Raw genomic sequence first — 14269 nt, 5'->3', positions numbered from 1 at the left:
TTCAGCTTACCCCCCTATCCCTAGTAGTATTGTTTCAAGTGTTGTTGCTAAAGCCTGCGTTAGAACAGTAGGGTAAACACCGATCAAAATGATAAATCCTAATAATACAATAACAGGAACGGCTTCAACTGAGCTTATATCTTTAAGCCCTGTTAAGCGGGTCGCTGTTTCCCCAAACGTTACATTTAAGATCGCTCGTAATAAATACGCTGCTGTCATGATAATCCCTATACAACCAACCGCTGCAAGCACTGGTTGCACACTGAATAATCCTAAGAAAGCCATGAATTCACTCACGAATCCTGACATCCCTGGCAAGCCTAATGATGCCATCGCACCAGCTAAGAACATGCCAGCTGTAATTGGCATCACCTTCGCCAATCCGCCAAGTGAATCGATATGTGTTGTGCCCGTACGTTCGTACATTACACTGATTAAGAAGAATAGCAGCGCTGAAATTAAACCATGTGATACAGCTTGGAAAACTGCACCTTGAATTCCTTCTGCATTCATTGCTCCTAAACCAATTAACACAATACCCATATGTGAAATACTTGAATAAGCTAGCACTAATTTTAAATCCTTTTGGATAAACGCTAAAAATGCACCATATAAAAGGTTAATCACACCTAGTGCTGCAATTAAAACTGCTAATTGGTCAAACTGTGCTGGAAAAATTTCTAAACCAAAACGAATTAAACCGAATGCACCAATTTTTAATAGCACCCCTGAGTGCAGCATAACAATGGATGGTGGTGCTTGCACGTGAACGCGCAACATCCAGCTATGAAGTGGGAAAATTGGCAGCTTTACACCGAAAGCAATCAGTAAGGCAATTAATGCACCCATCTTAAAGTTTTCAGTAATGCCTAGGAACGTTAAAATTTCCTGTGATTCACCCATAATCATTTTTAATTGTTCTATATTAGATGTTCCTGTTTTAGCAAATAGTAATGCAAATACGATTAAAAGAATGGCCGAGCCAAGACCGTTATAAATTAAATAACTGTAAGCTGCTTTTTCGCGCTCTGCATAACCCCATTTGCTAATTAAGAAGAACATTGGAATTAATGTGATTTCAAAGAAAATGAACCATAGAACTAAGTTTTGTGCTGTAAATACGCCAAGCATACCGATCTCAAGTAGTAAAAACAGCATGAAGTAGCCTTTCCATTCTTTTTTAATATGAATGGATGCAATCCCTGCTAATGCTGCTACAACTGTTGTTAAAAGCACTAGCACTAATGAAAGTCCGTTGATGCCTAGTTCATAGTCAACGACGAATGGAATTTCACTGCCAAGGTTAAAGGCAATCCATTTGCGCTGTTCTACAAATTGCAGTGCTTTTTCCTGAAAGTCAAAGCCAGCAAATGCCATGAACGATAGAATTAATGGCAATAACGTTGTTAAAAAGCCGATTAATTTAATCGATTTTTCATTTGTTTTTGACATAAATGCCAAAATAATGATCCCTAACAGTGGGGAGAACACTAGTAATGATAATAAGCTATTACTCATCCGAAATACCCCCCTGTTAACGCTAAAATCACAACTAATACTGCAAGACCGACAAATGCAACCGCACCATATGTTTGAATCTGTCCATCTTGAAGCTTAGCACCAAAGCGCCCAACACCTTGCGTAATCGCAATGACTGCACTTACAAGGCCTTCAACGATTACTTTATCGATGAATTTCAAGATGTAGCTGATTCCACGTGCGCCAGCCACGACTGTACTGTTATAAATTTCATCAAGATAATACTTGTTATATAAAAGCTTATATCCGGCAGGAAATGGCTTTGCCAGCCAATCGCGGGAAATCGCCTTTTTACTATAAATAAGCCAAGCTAGTAAAATTCCAAGTAATGATACCCCTGTTGCAACAAACATAATCCAAGCAGGCCCTTCAATATGACCATGTCCATAACTATGTGAACCTGCTACCAACCAATCCCCTAAGAACGTGCCGAACCAAGGTGTATTTACATAACCTGAGACAACCGCTAACACTCCTAAGACGATCATTGGGAATGTCATGACACCTGGTGATTCATGTACAGATGATTCTTTATATCCTCGTGCTTCCCCCGTAAACACAAGGAAAAATAACCTGAACATATAGAAAGCTGTAAAGAATGCTGCAATCACTGCTAGCCAGAATAAACCATAGCGGCCATCCGCCCACGCTGCGATTAAAATTTCATCTTTACTAAAGAAACCTGATAAAAGTGGAAATCCACTGATCGCAAGTGTTCCAATTAGGAACAATGGCGCTGTGATTTTCATCTTTTTCCATAAGCCGCCCATTTCCTCAATATCTTGAGTGTGTGCAGCATGGATGACACTACCAGCAGCTAAGAATAGCAATGCTTTAAAGAATGCATGTGTCATTAAGTGGAACACACCAGCTACATAGCCAGCTGCACCTAATGCAAGCATCATATAACCAAGCTGACTGACTGTTGAATACGCTAAGACGCGCTTAATATCACGCTGTACTAAACCGATTGATGCCGCAAAAATTGCGGTAATTCCCCCAACAACAGCTACAGTTGTCATTGCTGTTTCACTCGCTGAAAATAGTGGGAATAATGATGCAACTAAATAAACACCGGCTGCAACCATTGTTGCGGCGTGGATTAATGCTGAAACAGGTGTTGGACCTTCCATCGCATCTGGTAACCATGTGTGCAATGGGAACTGACCTGATTTACCAACTGCCCCGATAAATATTAAAATTGCAGAACATGTAATCATTCCTGGTGATACTGCTCCAGCTTCAACAGCATGGAAAATTTCATCATATTCAAAGCTTCCAACTTGCCAGAATAATAATATCATCCCGATAAAAAAGCCAACGTCTCCGATACGAGTTACAATAAAGGCCTTTTTTGCAGCTGCTTTTGCTTCTTCCTTAAAAAAGTAAAAACCAATTAGTAGGAATGATCCTAAACCAACAAGCTCCCAGAAGAAGTACACTTGTAAAAGGTTTGGCGAAATTACAAGTGAAAGCATTGCGAATGTAAATAATCCTAAATAACTATAAAACACTGGTAAGCGCTCATCGCCATGCATGTATCCTTTTGAATACATATGTACTAGAAAACTTACAAGTGAAACGATAAATAACATTAAAGCATTTAACTGGTTTACCTCGAAACCAAACGTTAAATCTGCGTTTCCTATTGAAAGCCATGTTCCCTCAATCTTGACATTTTCCCCCTGCAGGCGCTCTAGGAGCACCATGATCGAAAGAGCGAGTGACCCTAATGTAGCAACCATCCCTACATAGGCACCGTTTTCCTTTAGTTTTCGACCAAAGAGAAGAAGAAGTACGAAAGACAGAAGCGGAAACAGCGGTATTAGCCATGCATTTTCCATCATCTAATCACAATCCCCTTCTTGACTCAGTAATGTTTGAGTCCTTTATTTTTTCATTAAGTCCATTTCATCAATATTCACTGTTTTACGATTGCGATTTAAAGCAATCAAGATTGCTAAACCTACCGCTACCTCAGCTGCTGCTACTGTAATGGTAAATAATGAAAAAATTTGTCCTGTGATACTTGGATTTACTCCATATTTACTAAATGCAACTAAATTTAAGTTAACTGCATTTAACATTAATTCGATTGAAATCAGTACGATGATTGTACTTCTTTTTGTTAAGGCTCCATATAAGCCAATACAGAAAAGAACAAGGGCAAGCACTAAATATACGGATATCGGAACACTAGTCATGCGTCTCGCCCTCCTCATCGTCTTTCTTCGAAATAATAATCGCACCGATTAATGCTACAAGTAATAACACTGACGTTAATTCAAACGGGATTACGTATTTGGAATACAATGTTTCCCCGATTTGAGATGTATTCTCGACATGTAAGTTTGTAGCTTGCTCTCCAAGAGTTAAATCGTTAATCGCAAAGTAAACCGTTAAAAAGAATCCAATTACACCTAAGCCAACAATCAAGTTGCGGATTGGATTCACTTTTTTGACATCTTTATCATCATGCTTTGTTAACATAATTCCGAACAAGATGATGATTGTTATTGCCCCTGAATAAATTAATATTTGGACAGCTGCAACAAATTCTGCAGATAATAAAACATAAAGTCCAGCAAACGCTATGAAGGTGAACACTAATGATACAACCATGTGGACCACCTTTGTTACGTTTAGCATAATGACCCCGCCCGAAATTGCAATTAAGGCGAGAATGAAAAACGCTAAAAGCTCACCACTCACGGTTTGTTCACCTCTCTAATGTTCTCATCATTTTCATCTAACCACGTGAGGTCTTTATATAATTCATCGCGACTGTACGTTGACAGCTCGAAATTGTTTGTCATAATAATGGCTTCCGTCGGACAAACTTCTGTACATAAGTCACAAAGTATACAGATTTCGAAGTTAATCGTATACGTATCGATAATTTTACCCTTTTTCGATGGATCCGGGTGCTTTTTACCTGTCAGCTTAATACAGTCTGTAGGACAAATATTGGCACACTGATTACACACGATACATTTTTCAGGATAAAATTTTTGAATCCCGCGAAAACGATCCGGAAGTGCTAGTGCATCATTCGGATAATCGTAAGTTACCGGTTTTTTTGTTAATTCCTGCAGGGTATACTTTAAGCCTTTTGCTAAGCCTTTCATGCGTTCCACCCCTTTTCCTTATCTAATATGACATCTTCTTACTGTCCAGATGTCGTGGATGTGCCAAGGGACCTGTCCCTCTGGCTCTCTTTTAGAAAAATAATTCTTTAACAATGGCTGAAAGAAATAGGTTTGCTAATGCAACTGGTAATAATATTTTCCAAGCAAATTCCATAAGCGTATCGGCTTTGAAACGCGGGAATGTTGCACGGAACCAGATAAAGATATATACGATTAAGCTAAATTTAAGCGCGAACCATACAGCGCCAGGGATAAAGCCTAGTCCTGGAATTGGGTTCCAGCCGCCTAAGAACAATACAGTCATGAGCGCTGACATTGCGAATAAATATACATACTCTGACAACATGAAAAATGCCATACGGAATCCTGAGTACTCTGTATGATAGCCTGCAACAAGCTCTGATTCTGATTCTGGTAAGTCGAATGGAATCCGGCTTAATTCAGCGTTTGATGCAATGAAAAATACTAAAAATCCAATTGGCTGTAGGAAGATATACGCGATATTTTCCTGTGCAGCGACTACTTCATTTAAGTTTAAGCTTCCTGTGAACAGGATGACACCTAGTACGGACATAACAAGCGGGATTTCGTATGAAATCATTTGTGCGCCTGCACGCATCCCGCCGAGCAATGAGTATTTATTGTTCGATGCCCATGAACCCATTACCATTCCTACAATTGACATCCCTGAGAGAGCAATATAGTAAAGTAGGCCTATGCCAAGGTCAGCAAATTGATACGCATCTGTAAATGGTATGGTTGCAATAACCATAAATGATGGAACAAACGCGACGATTGGTGCCAGGATAAAGATCGGCTTATCGGCAGCTTTAGGGATAATATCTTCTTTCATTAACAGCTTCAAAACGTCGGCAACGGTTTGTAATAAACCAAATCTACCACCATAAGTGTTCGGACCTACACGAGATTGCATGAATGCCAATACTTTTCTTTCGGCTAAAATTCCATAAGCAACGAATGCCAGGATCACTATGAACAATAACATTGCTGCAAGGCCGAAGTAGATCAGAAAGTTTAACAAGCTAGGAGGTGAATTTAATAGCGACTGCATCATTACCCATCAACCTCCCCTAGTACAATGTCAATACTTCCAAGGATTGCAACCATGTCTGAGATGTTTTGTCCTTCGATAAGCTTTTTGAAGATTTGTAGATTATAAAAGCTTGGGCGGCGGAACTTTAAGCGATAGGGCTCCTTTTTGCCATCGCTAGCAATATAACAGCCGATTTCACCGCGGGCGCCTTCGATACGAACGAATGCCTCACCCTTAGGAGCTTTAATAATTCTTGGTACCTTCGCTAAGATTTCGCCTTCTTTAGGGAATTGCTCAACGGCTTGCTCTACTATTTTCAGAGATTCCGCCATTTCAGCCATACGAACATCGTAGCGTGCCTTTGCATCCCCACCATCTGCAGTTGGAACATCAAAGTCAAAACGATCATAAATTGAATATGGTTCATCTTTACGAAGATCCCATTTAACACCTGTACAGCGTAAACATGGACCGCTTAATGAATAATTAAGCGCATCTTCTTTTGTATATTTACCAATTCCTTTTACACGTGTTAAAAAGATTTCGTTACCCGTTACAAGCTCGTGGTAACTTTCAAGTTTTTCGCGCATGTAAGGAACAAAGTCTCTCACTTTTTCGATCCAGCCATCTGGAGCATCCCATTTTACACCGCCAACGCGCATGTAGTTAAAGGTTAAACGAGCTCCTGATAGTTCATTTAAAAGATTTAGAATGATTTCTCGTTCTCTCATCGCATACATAAATGGACTTGTTGCACCCATATCCATTAGGAAGGTTCCCCATCCTACAAGATGGCTGGCGATTCTTCCAAGTTCCATTGCAAGCACGCGTAGATACTCTGCTTTTTCAGGAATTTCTAATCCCATCATCGTCTCAACTGCATGGACGATCACATAGTTATTTGTCATCGCTGATAAGTAATCCATACGGTCTGTGTAAGGGACGATTTGTGTATATTGTAGATCTTCTGCTAGTTTTTCGGTACCACGATGTAAATAGCCAATGACTGGTGTAGCTTCTTTAATAATCTCACCATCTAATTTTAAAACAACTCGGAATACACCATGTGTACTTGGATGCTGAGGACCTACGTTGAGTAGCAATTCTTCTGTTTTAATCGCCATTTGCTACACCTCCACATCATACTGCTCGTAGTCTTTGCGAAGTGGGTGACCCACCCAATCGTCTGCAAGCATGATTCTAGTTAAGTTAGGGTGATTCTTATATTTGATTCCGAGCAGATCGTATGATTCTCTTTCAGGCCAATCAGCGCCTGCCCACAGTGGTGTAAGAGACTCAATTTCTGATTTTTCTCGGTCAATCTTTACTTTTAACGCAACAGATTGCTTGTTTTTATAAGAATAAAAATGATTGTAAACTTCTAAATGTGTTTCGAAGTCTGAACCATGATGTTCTGATAAATAATCAAAGCCTAGCTGCTCATTGTATTTCAAGAACTCAGCAATTTTATAATAAGACTCTGGTTTTGCAACAATGGTTGGCACGTCTTTTGAAAGTTTATTGATATAAGCATCTTCAATGACATCCTTGCCAAGATGATCTTCAATGACCTTGATATATTTATCTAGATATGGTTGATTTGGTGACTTTTCTTCCTCTGCTGCCGGTGCATCGGCAGTTGCGCCTGCGCCTGCAGACTTAGCTTTTGCAAGTGCAGCGGCTTTTGCTTTCGCTGCTGCGATTGCTTTCGCTTTCTCGTCATCACTTGCTGCACCACCGCCAGCTTTAGCTTTCGCTGCGGCTGCAGCCTTTGCTTTTGCGGCTGCTGCTGCTTTTGCCTTTGCAGCGGCTTTGGCTTTTTCATCATCACCGACATCGCCTTCACCTGACTCGGCTGCTAGTGCTTTTGCTTTTGCAGCAGCTGCGGCCTTTGCTTTGGCAGCTGCTGCTGCTTTTGCCTTTGCGGCAGCTTTGGCTTTTTCGTCGTCAGTAGCTGCGCCAGTATCGCCTGCGCCTGATTCAGCAGCTTTAGCTTTCGCTAATGCCGCTGCCTTTGCTTTTGCGGCTGCTGCTGCTTTCTTTTTCGCTAAGTCGGCATCATCGCTTGATGCTGAATCGGCTGAGTCAGCAGTTGCTGCACCTTCTGCTTGTTCGGCTGCTTTTTGCTTTGCTAATGCCGCTGCTTTTGCTTTCGCGGCTGCTGCTGCTTTCTTTTTCGCTAAGTCAGCGTCGTCGCTTGGTGCTGAATCGGCTGAGTCAGCAGTTGCTGCACCTTCTGCTTGTTCGGCTGCTTTTTGCTTTGCTAATGCAGCCGCTTTTGCTTTCGCGGCTGCTGCAGCTTTCTTTTTCGCTAAGTCGGCATCATCAGTTGAAGCTGCACCAGCATTTTGTTCTGCTAACTTTTTCATAGCAGCTTCCTTTGCTTTTTGGGCAGCTTCTCGTTTTTGTTGTTCGAGGTCTTTTTCGCTCATTTATTAAAGCACCCGCTTTCCAGTCTTTGCTTCATAGCGGATTTTTTCTTCTAATTTATGCAATCCGTAAATTAATGCTGCCGGGTTTGGCGGGCAGCCAGGTATATATACGTCAACCGGAACAATTTGGTCTACACCTTTTACAACTGCGTACGATTTTACATATGGTCCACCAGCTGTTGCGCATGAACCCATAGCAATGACCCATTTTGGTTCAGGCATTTGATCATATAGCCTTCTCAAAATAGGTGCCATTTTCTTCGTTACAGTACCGGCAACAATCATGCAATCTGCATGACGTGGGGAGGCACGGAAAATTTCCTTACCAAAGCGGGAGATATCAAAATGCGATCCACCTGCTGCCATCATTTCGATTGCACAGCAAGCTAAGCCGAAGGTCATTGGCCAGATCGATGCACCACGTGCCCATGCTTTGATTTGTTCGACAGTTGTTAAAAAGACGTTGCGATTTAACTCTTCTTGTTCCTCTGGTGTAATATCTTGTAGCATTAAATCCATTTTAACACCTTCTTCTTCCAAGCGTAGATTAAGCCAATAATTAGCATAACAACGAAAATTAACATTTCAATTAGTGCAAAGACTCCCAATTTTTCATAAGCTACTGCCCATGGATATAAAAACACAGTCTCTACATCGAAAATAACAAACATTAATGCAAAAATATAATAACGCACATTAAATTGAACCCGTGAATCCTGAAACGGCTCGACACCGCTTTCATAAGTTGATTGTTTTTCAACACTTGGTTTGTTAGGTCGCAAAAATCTACCAAACGTTAACGCCCCAACAGGTAGTATTATTCCCAGCAAGAGAAAGACAACTACAATTAAATAATTGTTTTGGTACAGAGTTAGATGTTCCATACCATCCCCCCCAAAATCTATGATTTAAAAATATTTTGTAACCGAGTCCTATTATAGCAAATGGAAATTTGTGTGTCGACAAACGTTCACAAATATCGTAAAAAAGTTTTCATATACTATTACCATGATAATACGATGATATTCAAATGCGCAGTGAATATTATCACAATTACATTAGTTGTCGCTATTTTCAGATTTTACTCACAAATCAAAACAAGTTAATTGTTATACTAATATAAAAATTTTACGTCTATAAATATCGATTTATCTATTGTTAAGGCAGTTCATCTTAACCATACTTGCGCAATATAGTATACTTGCACAATCATTCAGATAGTACCCAGTTCCTAAAGATTATAAACGCTATATTGTAAAATAACGGTTTTAAAAATTAAAAGCTATTTTAGTATTATCGTTCATACAGTGGGTAAGAACTGAACTGATTGCTTTTAGTGATCATTTAGGAGTTTTATATTATTAAACTGCGTTTTAAATTGCTTGTTCTTGTCTTCAATGAGTATTGACTTGGTTACAGGCTTTGAAGTATTGCCACTAATACTACTATATCTCTTAATATCAAACAATCTTTCTCGCAATCTTTTTCCTACCAATTTCGCCATCTTTTAGAGAATCTTAATAAAGACTCCTATTTGGATAACTTTATAAGTTGGAGTAATTCAGATCCATCGCCCATGTGCTAAATAACTGCTTGCTTGTTCTCATGAAAATAATTACAAAAAATAAACCTAAAGAAAGACGGAAATGTCTTTCTTTAGGTTTATTAAGAACGGCTACCTACATCTAAACGATTAATTGCACGTTTTAATGCCATTTCAGCGCGTTTAAAATCAATATCATCTGCTTTAGCTTGTTGTAGACGTCTTTCAGCACGATCCTTCGCTGCACGTGCACGATCTACGTCGATATCTGAAGCTAACTCAGCTGCTTGAGCTAAAATTGTAACTTTATCAGGTCTTACTTCCAGGAAGCCACCACTAACAGCCACTTTTTCAGAATCCGCACCATTTTTTAGACGAACAGCGCTAATCGTTAGCGGAGCAACTAATGGAATGTGACCAGGTAAAATACCTAATTCACCACTAATTGCCTTAGCACTAACCATTTCTACGTCTGACTCATATACAGGGCCATCAGGAGTAACTACACTGACTCTCATTGTCTTCATTTAATTAACCTCCCATACTAGAGGTGAGATATAAGATGTGAGAAATGAGATGTTAGCCTTTGCGATGAATAGCAGATGCGCTCATCCCCATTTCTCATTCCTCACTTCTCTAGAACCTTAAGCCTGCATAGCTTTTGCTTTTTCAACTACTTCTTCGATGCGTCCTACAAGACGGAATGCGTCTTCTGGAAGATCGTCGTATTTACCTTCAAGGATTTCCTTGAAGCCACGAACTGTTTCTTTTACAGGTACATATGAACCCGGTTGACCAGTAAACTGTTCAGCAACGTGGAAGTTTTGAGATAGGAAGAACTGAATGCGACGAGCACGTGCTACAACTAGCTTGTCTTCATCAGAAAGTTCATCCATACCTAAGATTGCAATAATATCTTGTAATTCACGGTAACGTTGTAATGTTTGCTGTACTTGACGAGCAATATTGTAATGCTCTTCACCAACGATTTCAGGTGAAAGGGCACGTGAAGTTGACGCTAATGGATCCACCGCTGGGTAAATACCCATCTCAGAAAGCTTACGCTCAAGGTTCGTTGTTGCATCTAAGTGAGCGAAAGTTGTTGCTGGAGCTGGATCCGTATAGTCATCGGCAGGAACATAAATCGCTTGGATCGATGTTACAGAACCTACGTTAGTTGATGTAATACGTTCTTGTAATTGACCCATTTCAGTTGCAAGTGTTGGTTGGTAACCAACGGCAGATGGCATACGTCCTAATAGGGCCGATACCTCTGAACCTGCTTGCGTGAAACGGAAGATGTTATCGATAAAGAATAACACGTCTTGTCCTTGCTCATCACGGAAATATTCAGCCATTGTTAAACCTGTTAAGGCAACACGTTGACGTGCACCAGGTGGCTCGTTCATCTGACCGAATACCATTGCTGTTTTCTTGATAACGCCTGAATCGCTCATTTCATGATAAAGGTCGTTACCTTCACGTGTACGCTCACCTACGCCGGCGAATACCGAAATACCACCATGCTCTTGAGCGATGTTATTGATTAATTCCTGAATTAATACCGTTTTACCTACACCGGCACCACCAAATAGACCGATCTTACCACCCTTGATATAAGGAGCAAGTAAGTCAACTACTTTAATACCAGTTTCTAAAATTTCAACTTGCGTTGAAAGATTTTCAAATGTAGGTGCTTGACGATGGATTGGATCTCTACGTGCTTCCGTAGGAACTGGATCAGCAAGGTCAATCGCTTCTCCTAATACGTTAAATACACGACCAAGTGTTACGTCACCAACTGGAACTGAAATTGGTGCACCTGTATCTAATACTTCAATGCCACGAACTACACCATCAGTAGAATCCATCGCAACTGTACGTACTGTATCATCACCAAGATGTAGAGCAACTTCTAGAGTTAAGTTGATATCAACATCATTCTCAGTACGCGCTTTATGTTCGATTCTAAGGGCGTTGTAAAGTTCAGGCAGCTGTCCGCTTTCGAATTTTACGTCAACAACCGGACCTAAAACTGCGGTTACGCGTCCTTTATTCATCGCGCTTTTCCCTCCTAACAAACATAGTTCAAACTAATCCGTTCTATTCTAATGCTGCTGCACCGCCGACGATCTCTGTAATCTCTTGGGTAATCGCAGCTTGGCGAGCACGGTTATAAGAAAGTGTAAGTGAATCGATAAGTTCGCCTGCATTATCAGTCGCACTTTTCATCGCTGTCATACGTGCAGCATGTTCACTTGCCTTTCCATCGAGTAGCGCACCATATACTAAGCTTTCAGCATATTGAGGTAATAACACCTCTAAAATTTCTTCTTGAGACGGTTCATACTCATATGAGCTTATTTTTGTATTTTCACCCGCAAGGTCTGTTAACGGCAGTAATTTCTTTTCGGTAAAATCCTGCTGAATCGCACTTACGAAATGATTGTAATACATATAAAGTTCATCATATGCTCCATCGGCAAACATTTGTACAGTTTGGCTGGCTATATCTTTAATATCAGCAAATTCCGGTTGATCTGAAAGACCGACGATGTCTTTGATCAATGGCATATTGCGTTTCTTAAAGAAGTCACGGCCAACGCGACCTAGTGCAATCACTACATATTCATCTGTTGATTTATGACGCTCGTTAATAATACGATTCACGTTACGTAAAACGTTACTATTATAAGCACCTGCTAATCCACGGTCAGATGTAATAACTAAATAGGCTGTTTTCTTTACCGGACGCGATTGTAGCATCGGATGGCTCACACCACTGCTACCAGCCGCAATACTTGCAACAACTTCCTGTATTTTTTCCATGTAAGGAACAAATGATTTAGCGTTCATTTCAGCACGATTTAGCTTAGCTGCTGATACCATCTGCATCGCTTTCGTGATTTGCATTGTTTTCTTTGTCGATGTAATACGATTTTTTATATCGCGTAATGAAGCCACTCGTTTTCACCACCTTTTTTCGAGGACATTGTGGTTCAACCAACATTTATTTAGTACTTATATGTGAATATGTCCTTACTCCGATACGTTGAAAGACTTCTTGAAATCGTTAAGAGCAGAAGCCATATCTTCGTCACTAGGTAATCCCTTCGTTGTACGGATCGTTTCTAAAATTTCATTACGGTTATGCTCTAACCAAGTCATTAATTCGCTCTCAAAACGAGTAATATCAACAACTGGGATATCATCTAAGAATCCCTTTGTTAACGCATAAAGGATCGTAACTTGTTTTTCAACAGCAAGCGGCTTATTTAAGCCTTGCTTTAATACTTCAACTGTACGAACACCACGGTTTAACTTCGCTTGTGTTGCTTTATCAAGGTCAGAACCGAACTGAGCAAATGCTTCTAGCTCACGGAAGGATGCAAGGTCAAGACGTAATGTACCTGCTACCTTTTTCATCGCTTTAATTTGCGCAGATCCACCAACACGTGATACTGATAAACCGGCGTTGATCGCTGGACGTACACCAGAGAAGAACAAGTCTGATTGTAAGAAGATTTGTCCATCTGTGATCGAGATAACGTTCGTTGGAATGTACGCAGAAACGTCACCAGCTTGTGTTTCGATGAATGGTAATGCAGTCATTGAACCGCCACCTAAATCATCGCTAAGCTTTGCAGCACGCTCTAATAAGCGACTGTGTAAGTAAAATACATCCCCTGGATATGCTTCACGGCCTGGAGGACGACGTAATAATAATGATAATTCACGGTATGCAGCAGCTTGTTTTGTTAAATCATCATAGATAACAAGAACATGCTTACCATTAAACATGAATTCTTCACCCATTGTTACACCAGCATAAGGAGCTAAGTATAATAATGGAGCTGGTTGTGATGCAGATGCAGTTACAACGATTGTGTAATCTAATGCACCGTTTTTACGTAAAGTTTCAACAACACCACGTACTGTTGATTCTTTTTGACCAATTGCAACGTAGATACAAATCATATCTTCGTTCTTTTGGTTTAAGATTGTATCGATCGCAACAGATGTTTTACCTGTTTGGCGGTCACCGATGATTAATTCACGTTGTCCACGTCCGATTGGTACTAGAGCGTCGATCGCTTTAATACCTGTTTGTAATGGCTCATGAACTGATTTACGCGCCATTACACCTGGAGCTTTTGATTCAATTGGACGAGTTTTTGAAGTTTCGATCGGTCCTAAACCGTCAACTGGTTGTCCTAATGGGTTTACAACACGACCTAAAAGTGCTTCACCAACAGGTACTTCCATAATACGGCCTGTACGACGAACCTCGTCTCCTTCACGAATATCACTAAATGGTCCTAGAATAACGATACCAACGTTGTTTTCTTCAAGGTTTTGGGCAAGACCCATTACGCCATTTGAGAATTCAACAAGTTCTCCCGCCATAACGTTATCAAGACCATGAGCACGTGCGATACCATCACCAACTTGGATTACAGTACCTACATCATTTACTTCGATTTCAGACTGATAATTTTCGATTTGCTTTTTTATCAGCGCACTAATTTCTTCTGCTTTGATGCTCATGAAT

14 protein-coding genes are annotated in these 14269 nt (G+C 40.4%); all 14 read right to left on the bottom strand.

The window, feature by feature from the left end; translation table 11 throughout:
- Positions 1-6: 6 nt before the first annotated feature.
- A complete protein-coding gene (locus C1724_RS18625; protein ID WP_102348257.1) occupies positions 7-1518 on the bottom strand; it encodes an NADH-quinone oxidoreductase subunit M in 1512 nt (503 codons plus the stop codon).
- Positions 1515-3386, bottom strand: a complete 1872-nt coding sequence (gene nuoL, locus C1724_RS18620; protein ID WP_102348256.1) for an NADH-quinone oxidoreductase subunit L — start codon at positions 3384-3386, stop codon at positions 1515-1517. Before nuoL ends, C1724_RS18625 begins: the two co-directional genes overlap by 4 nt.
- 42 nt (positions 3387-3428) lie before the next feature.
- Positions 3429-3743, bottom strand: a complete 315-nt coding sequence (nuoK, locus tag C1724_RS18615; protein ID WP_102348255.1) for an NADH-quinone oxidoreductase subunit NuoK — start codon at positions 3741-3743, stop codon at positions 3429-3431.
- The gene (locus C1724_RS18610; protein ID WP_102348254.1) at positions 3736-4251 is read right to left on the bottom strand and encodes an NADH-quinone oxidoreductase subunit J; all 516 of its coding nucleotides are present in this window, start codon (positions 4249-4251) and stop codon (positions 3736-3738) included. The genes nuoK and C1724_RS18610 overlap by 8 nt, the downstream gene beginning before the upstream one ends.
- Complete coding sequence (gene nuoI / locus C1724_RS18605) at positions 4248-4667, bottom strand: NADH-quinone oxidoreductase subunit NuoI (RefSeq protein WP_102348253.1); 420 nt, start codon at positions 4665-4667, stop codon at positions 4248-4250. Before nuoI ends, C1724_RS18610 begins: the two co-directional genes overlap by 4 nt.
- Positions 4668-4758: 91 nt before the next feature.
- Complete coding sequence (nuoH, locus tag C1724_RS18600) at positions 4759-5763, bottom strand: NADH-quinone oxidoreductase subunit NuoH (protein ID WP_102348252.1); 1005 nt, start codon at positions 5761-5763, stop codon at positions 4759-4761.
- Positions 5763-6866, bottom strand: a complete 1104-nt coding sequence (locus C1724_RS18595) for an NADH-quinone oxidoreductase subunit D (protein ID WP_102348251.1) — start codon at positions 6864-6866, stop codon at positions 5763-5765. Before C1724_RS18595 ends, nuoH begins: the two co-directional genes overlap by 1 nt.
- 3 nt (positions 6867-6869) lie before the next feature.
- Positions 6870-8174 (bottom strand): NADH-quinone oxidoreductase subunit C, encoded by a 1305-nt coding sequence (locus C1724_RS18590; protein ID WP_102348250.1) that lies wholly within the window; start codon positions 8172-8174, stop codon positions 6870-6872.
- A gap of 3 nt (positions 8175-8177) precedes the next feature.
- The gene (locus tag C1724_RS18585) at positions 8178-8693 is read right to left on the bottom strand and encodes a NuoB/complex I 20 kDa subunit family protein (RefSeq protein ID WP_102348249.1); all 516 of its coding nucleotides are present in this window, start codon (positions 8691-8693) and stop codon (positions 8178-8180) included.
- Complete coding sequence (locus tag C1724_RS18580) at positions 8684-9058, bottom strand: NADH-quinone oxidoreductase subunit A (RefSeq protein WP_102348248.1); 375 nt, start codon at positions 9056-9058, stop codon at positions 8684-8686. Before C1724_RS18580 ends, C1724_RS18585 begins: the two co-directional genes overlap by 10 nt.
- A 781-nt stretch (positions 9059-9839) precedes the next feature.
- Positions 9840-10244: a F0F1 ATP synthase subunit epsilon gene (locus C1724_RS18575; RefSeq protein WP_102348247.1), complete on the bottom strand. Its 405-nt coding sequence runs from the start codon at positions 10242-10244 to the stop codon at positions 9840-9842.
- Positions 10245-10361: 117 nt separating this feature from the next.
- Positions 10362-11777, bottom strand: coding sequence for a F0F1 ATP synthase subunit beta (atpD, locus tag C1724_RS18570; protein ID WP_102348246.1), 1416 nt, complete (start codon positions 11775-11777; stop codon positions 10362-10364).
- 43 nt (positions 11778-11820) lie between these two features.
- Entirely contained in the window at positions 11821-12681 is an 861-nt protein-coding gene (locus C1724_RS18565; RefSeq protein ID WP_102348245.1) for a F0F1 ATP synthase subunit gamma, read from the bottom strand.
- A gap of 75 nt (positions 12682-12756) precedes the next feature.
- The gene (atpA, locus tag C1724_RS18560) at positions 12757-14265 is read right to left on the bottom strand and encodes a F0F1 ATP synthase subunit alpha (RefSeq protein ID WP_102348244.1); all 1509 of its coding nucleotides are present in this window, start codon (positions 14263-14265) and stop codon (positions 12757-12759) included.
- Positions 14266-14269: the final 4 nt, after the last annotated feature.

Origin of the sequence: Bacillus sp. Marseille-P3661 (assembly GCF_900240995.1) — a bacterium.
Lineage (GTDB): Bacteria > Bacillota > Bacilli > Bacillales > Bacillaceae_J > OESV01.
The sequence above is the reverse complement of the archived record's forward strand: the minus strand, read 5'-3'. Positions and strand labels throughout refer to the sequence as shown.

What these genes read in the sequence shown, in the direction of transcription:
- C1724_RS18625 (WP_102348257.1), bottom strand. Translation starts at nt 1,518, where the DNA reads ATGAGTAATAGCTTATTATCATTACTAGTGTTCTCCCCACTGTTAGGG.
- nuoL (WP_102348256.1), bottom strand. Translation starts at nt 3,386, where the DNA reads ATGATGGAAAATGCATGGCTAATACCGCTGTTTCCGCTTCTGTCTTTC.
- nuoK (WP_102348255.1), bottom strand. Translation starts at nt 3,743, where the DNA reads ATGACTAGTGTTCCGATATCCGTATATTTAGTGCTTGCCCTTGTTCTT.
- nuoI (WP_102348253.1), bottom strand. Translation starts at nt 4,667, where the DNA reads ATGAAAGGCTTAGCAAAAGGCTTAAAGTATACCCTGCAGGAATTAACA.
- nuoH (WP_102348252.1), bottom strand. Translation starts at nt 5,763, where the DNA reads ATGATGCAGTCGCTATTAAATTCACCTCCTAGCTTGTTAAACTTTCTG.
- C1724_RS18595 (WP_102348251.1), bottom strand. Translation starts at nt 6,866, where the DNA reads ATGGCGATTAAAACAGAAGAATTGCTACTCAACGTAGGTCCTCAGCAT.
- C1724_RS18590 (WP_102348250.1), bottom strand. Translation starts at nt 8,174, where the DNA reads ATGAGCGAAAAAGACCTCGAACAACAAAAACGAGAAGCTGCCCAAAAA.
- C1724_RS18585 (WP_102348249.1), bottom strand. Translation starts at nt 8,693, where the DNA reads ATGGATTTAATGCTACAAGATATTACACCAGAGGAACAAGAAGAGTTA.
- C1724_RS18580 (WP_102348248.1), bottom strand. Translation starts at nt 9,058, where the DNA reads ATGGAACATCTAACTCTGTACCAAAACAATTATTTAATTGTAGTTGTC.
- C1724_RS18575 (WP_102348247.1), bottom strand. Translation starts at nt 10,244, where the DNA reads ATGAAGACAATGAGAGTCAGTGTAGTTACTCCTGATGGCCCTGTATAT.
- atpD (WP_102348246.1), bottom strand. Translation starts at nt 11,777, where the DNA reads ATGAATAAAGGACGCGTAACCGCAGTTTTAGGTCCGGTTGTTGACGTA.
- atpA (WP_102348244.1), bottom strand. Translation starts at nt 14,265, where the DNA reads ATGAGCATCAAAGCAGAAGAAATTAGTGCGCTGATAAAAAAGCAAATC.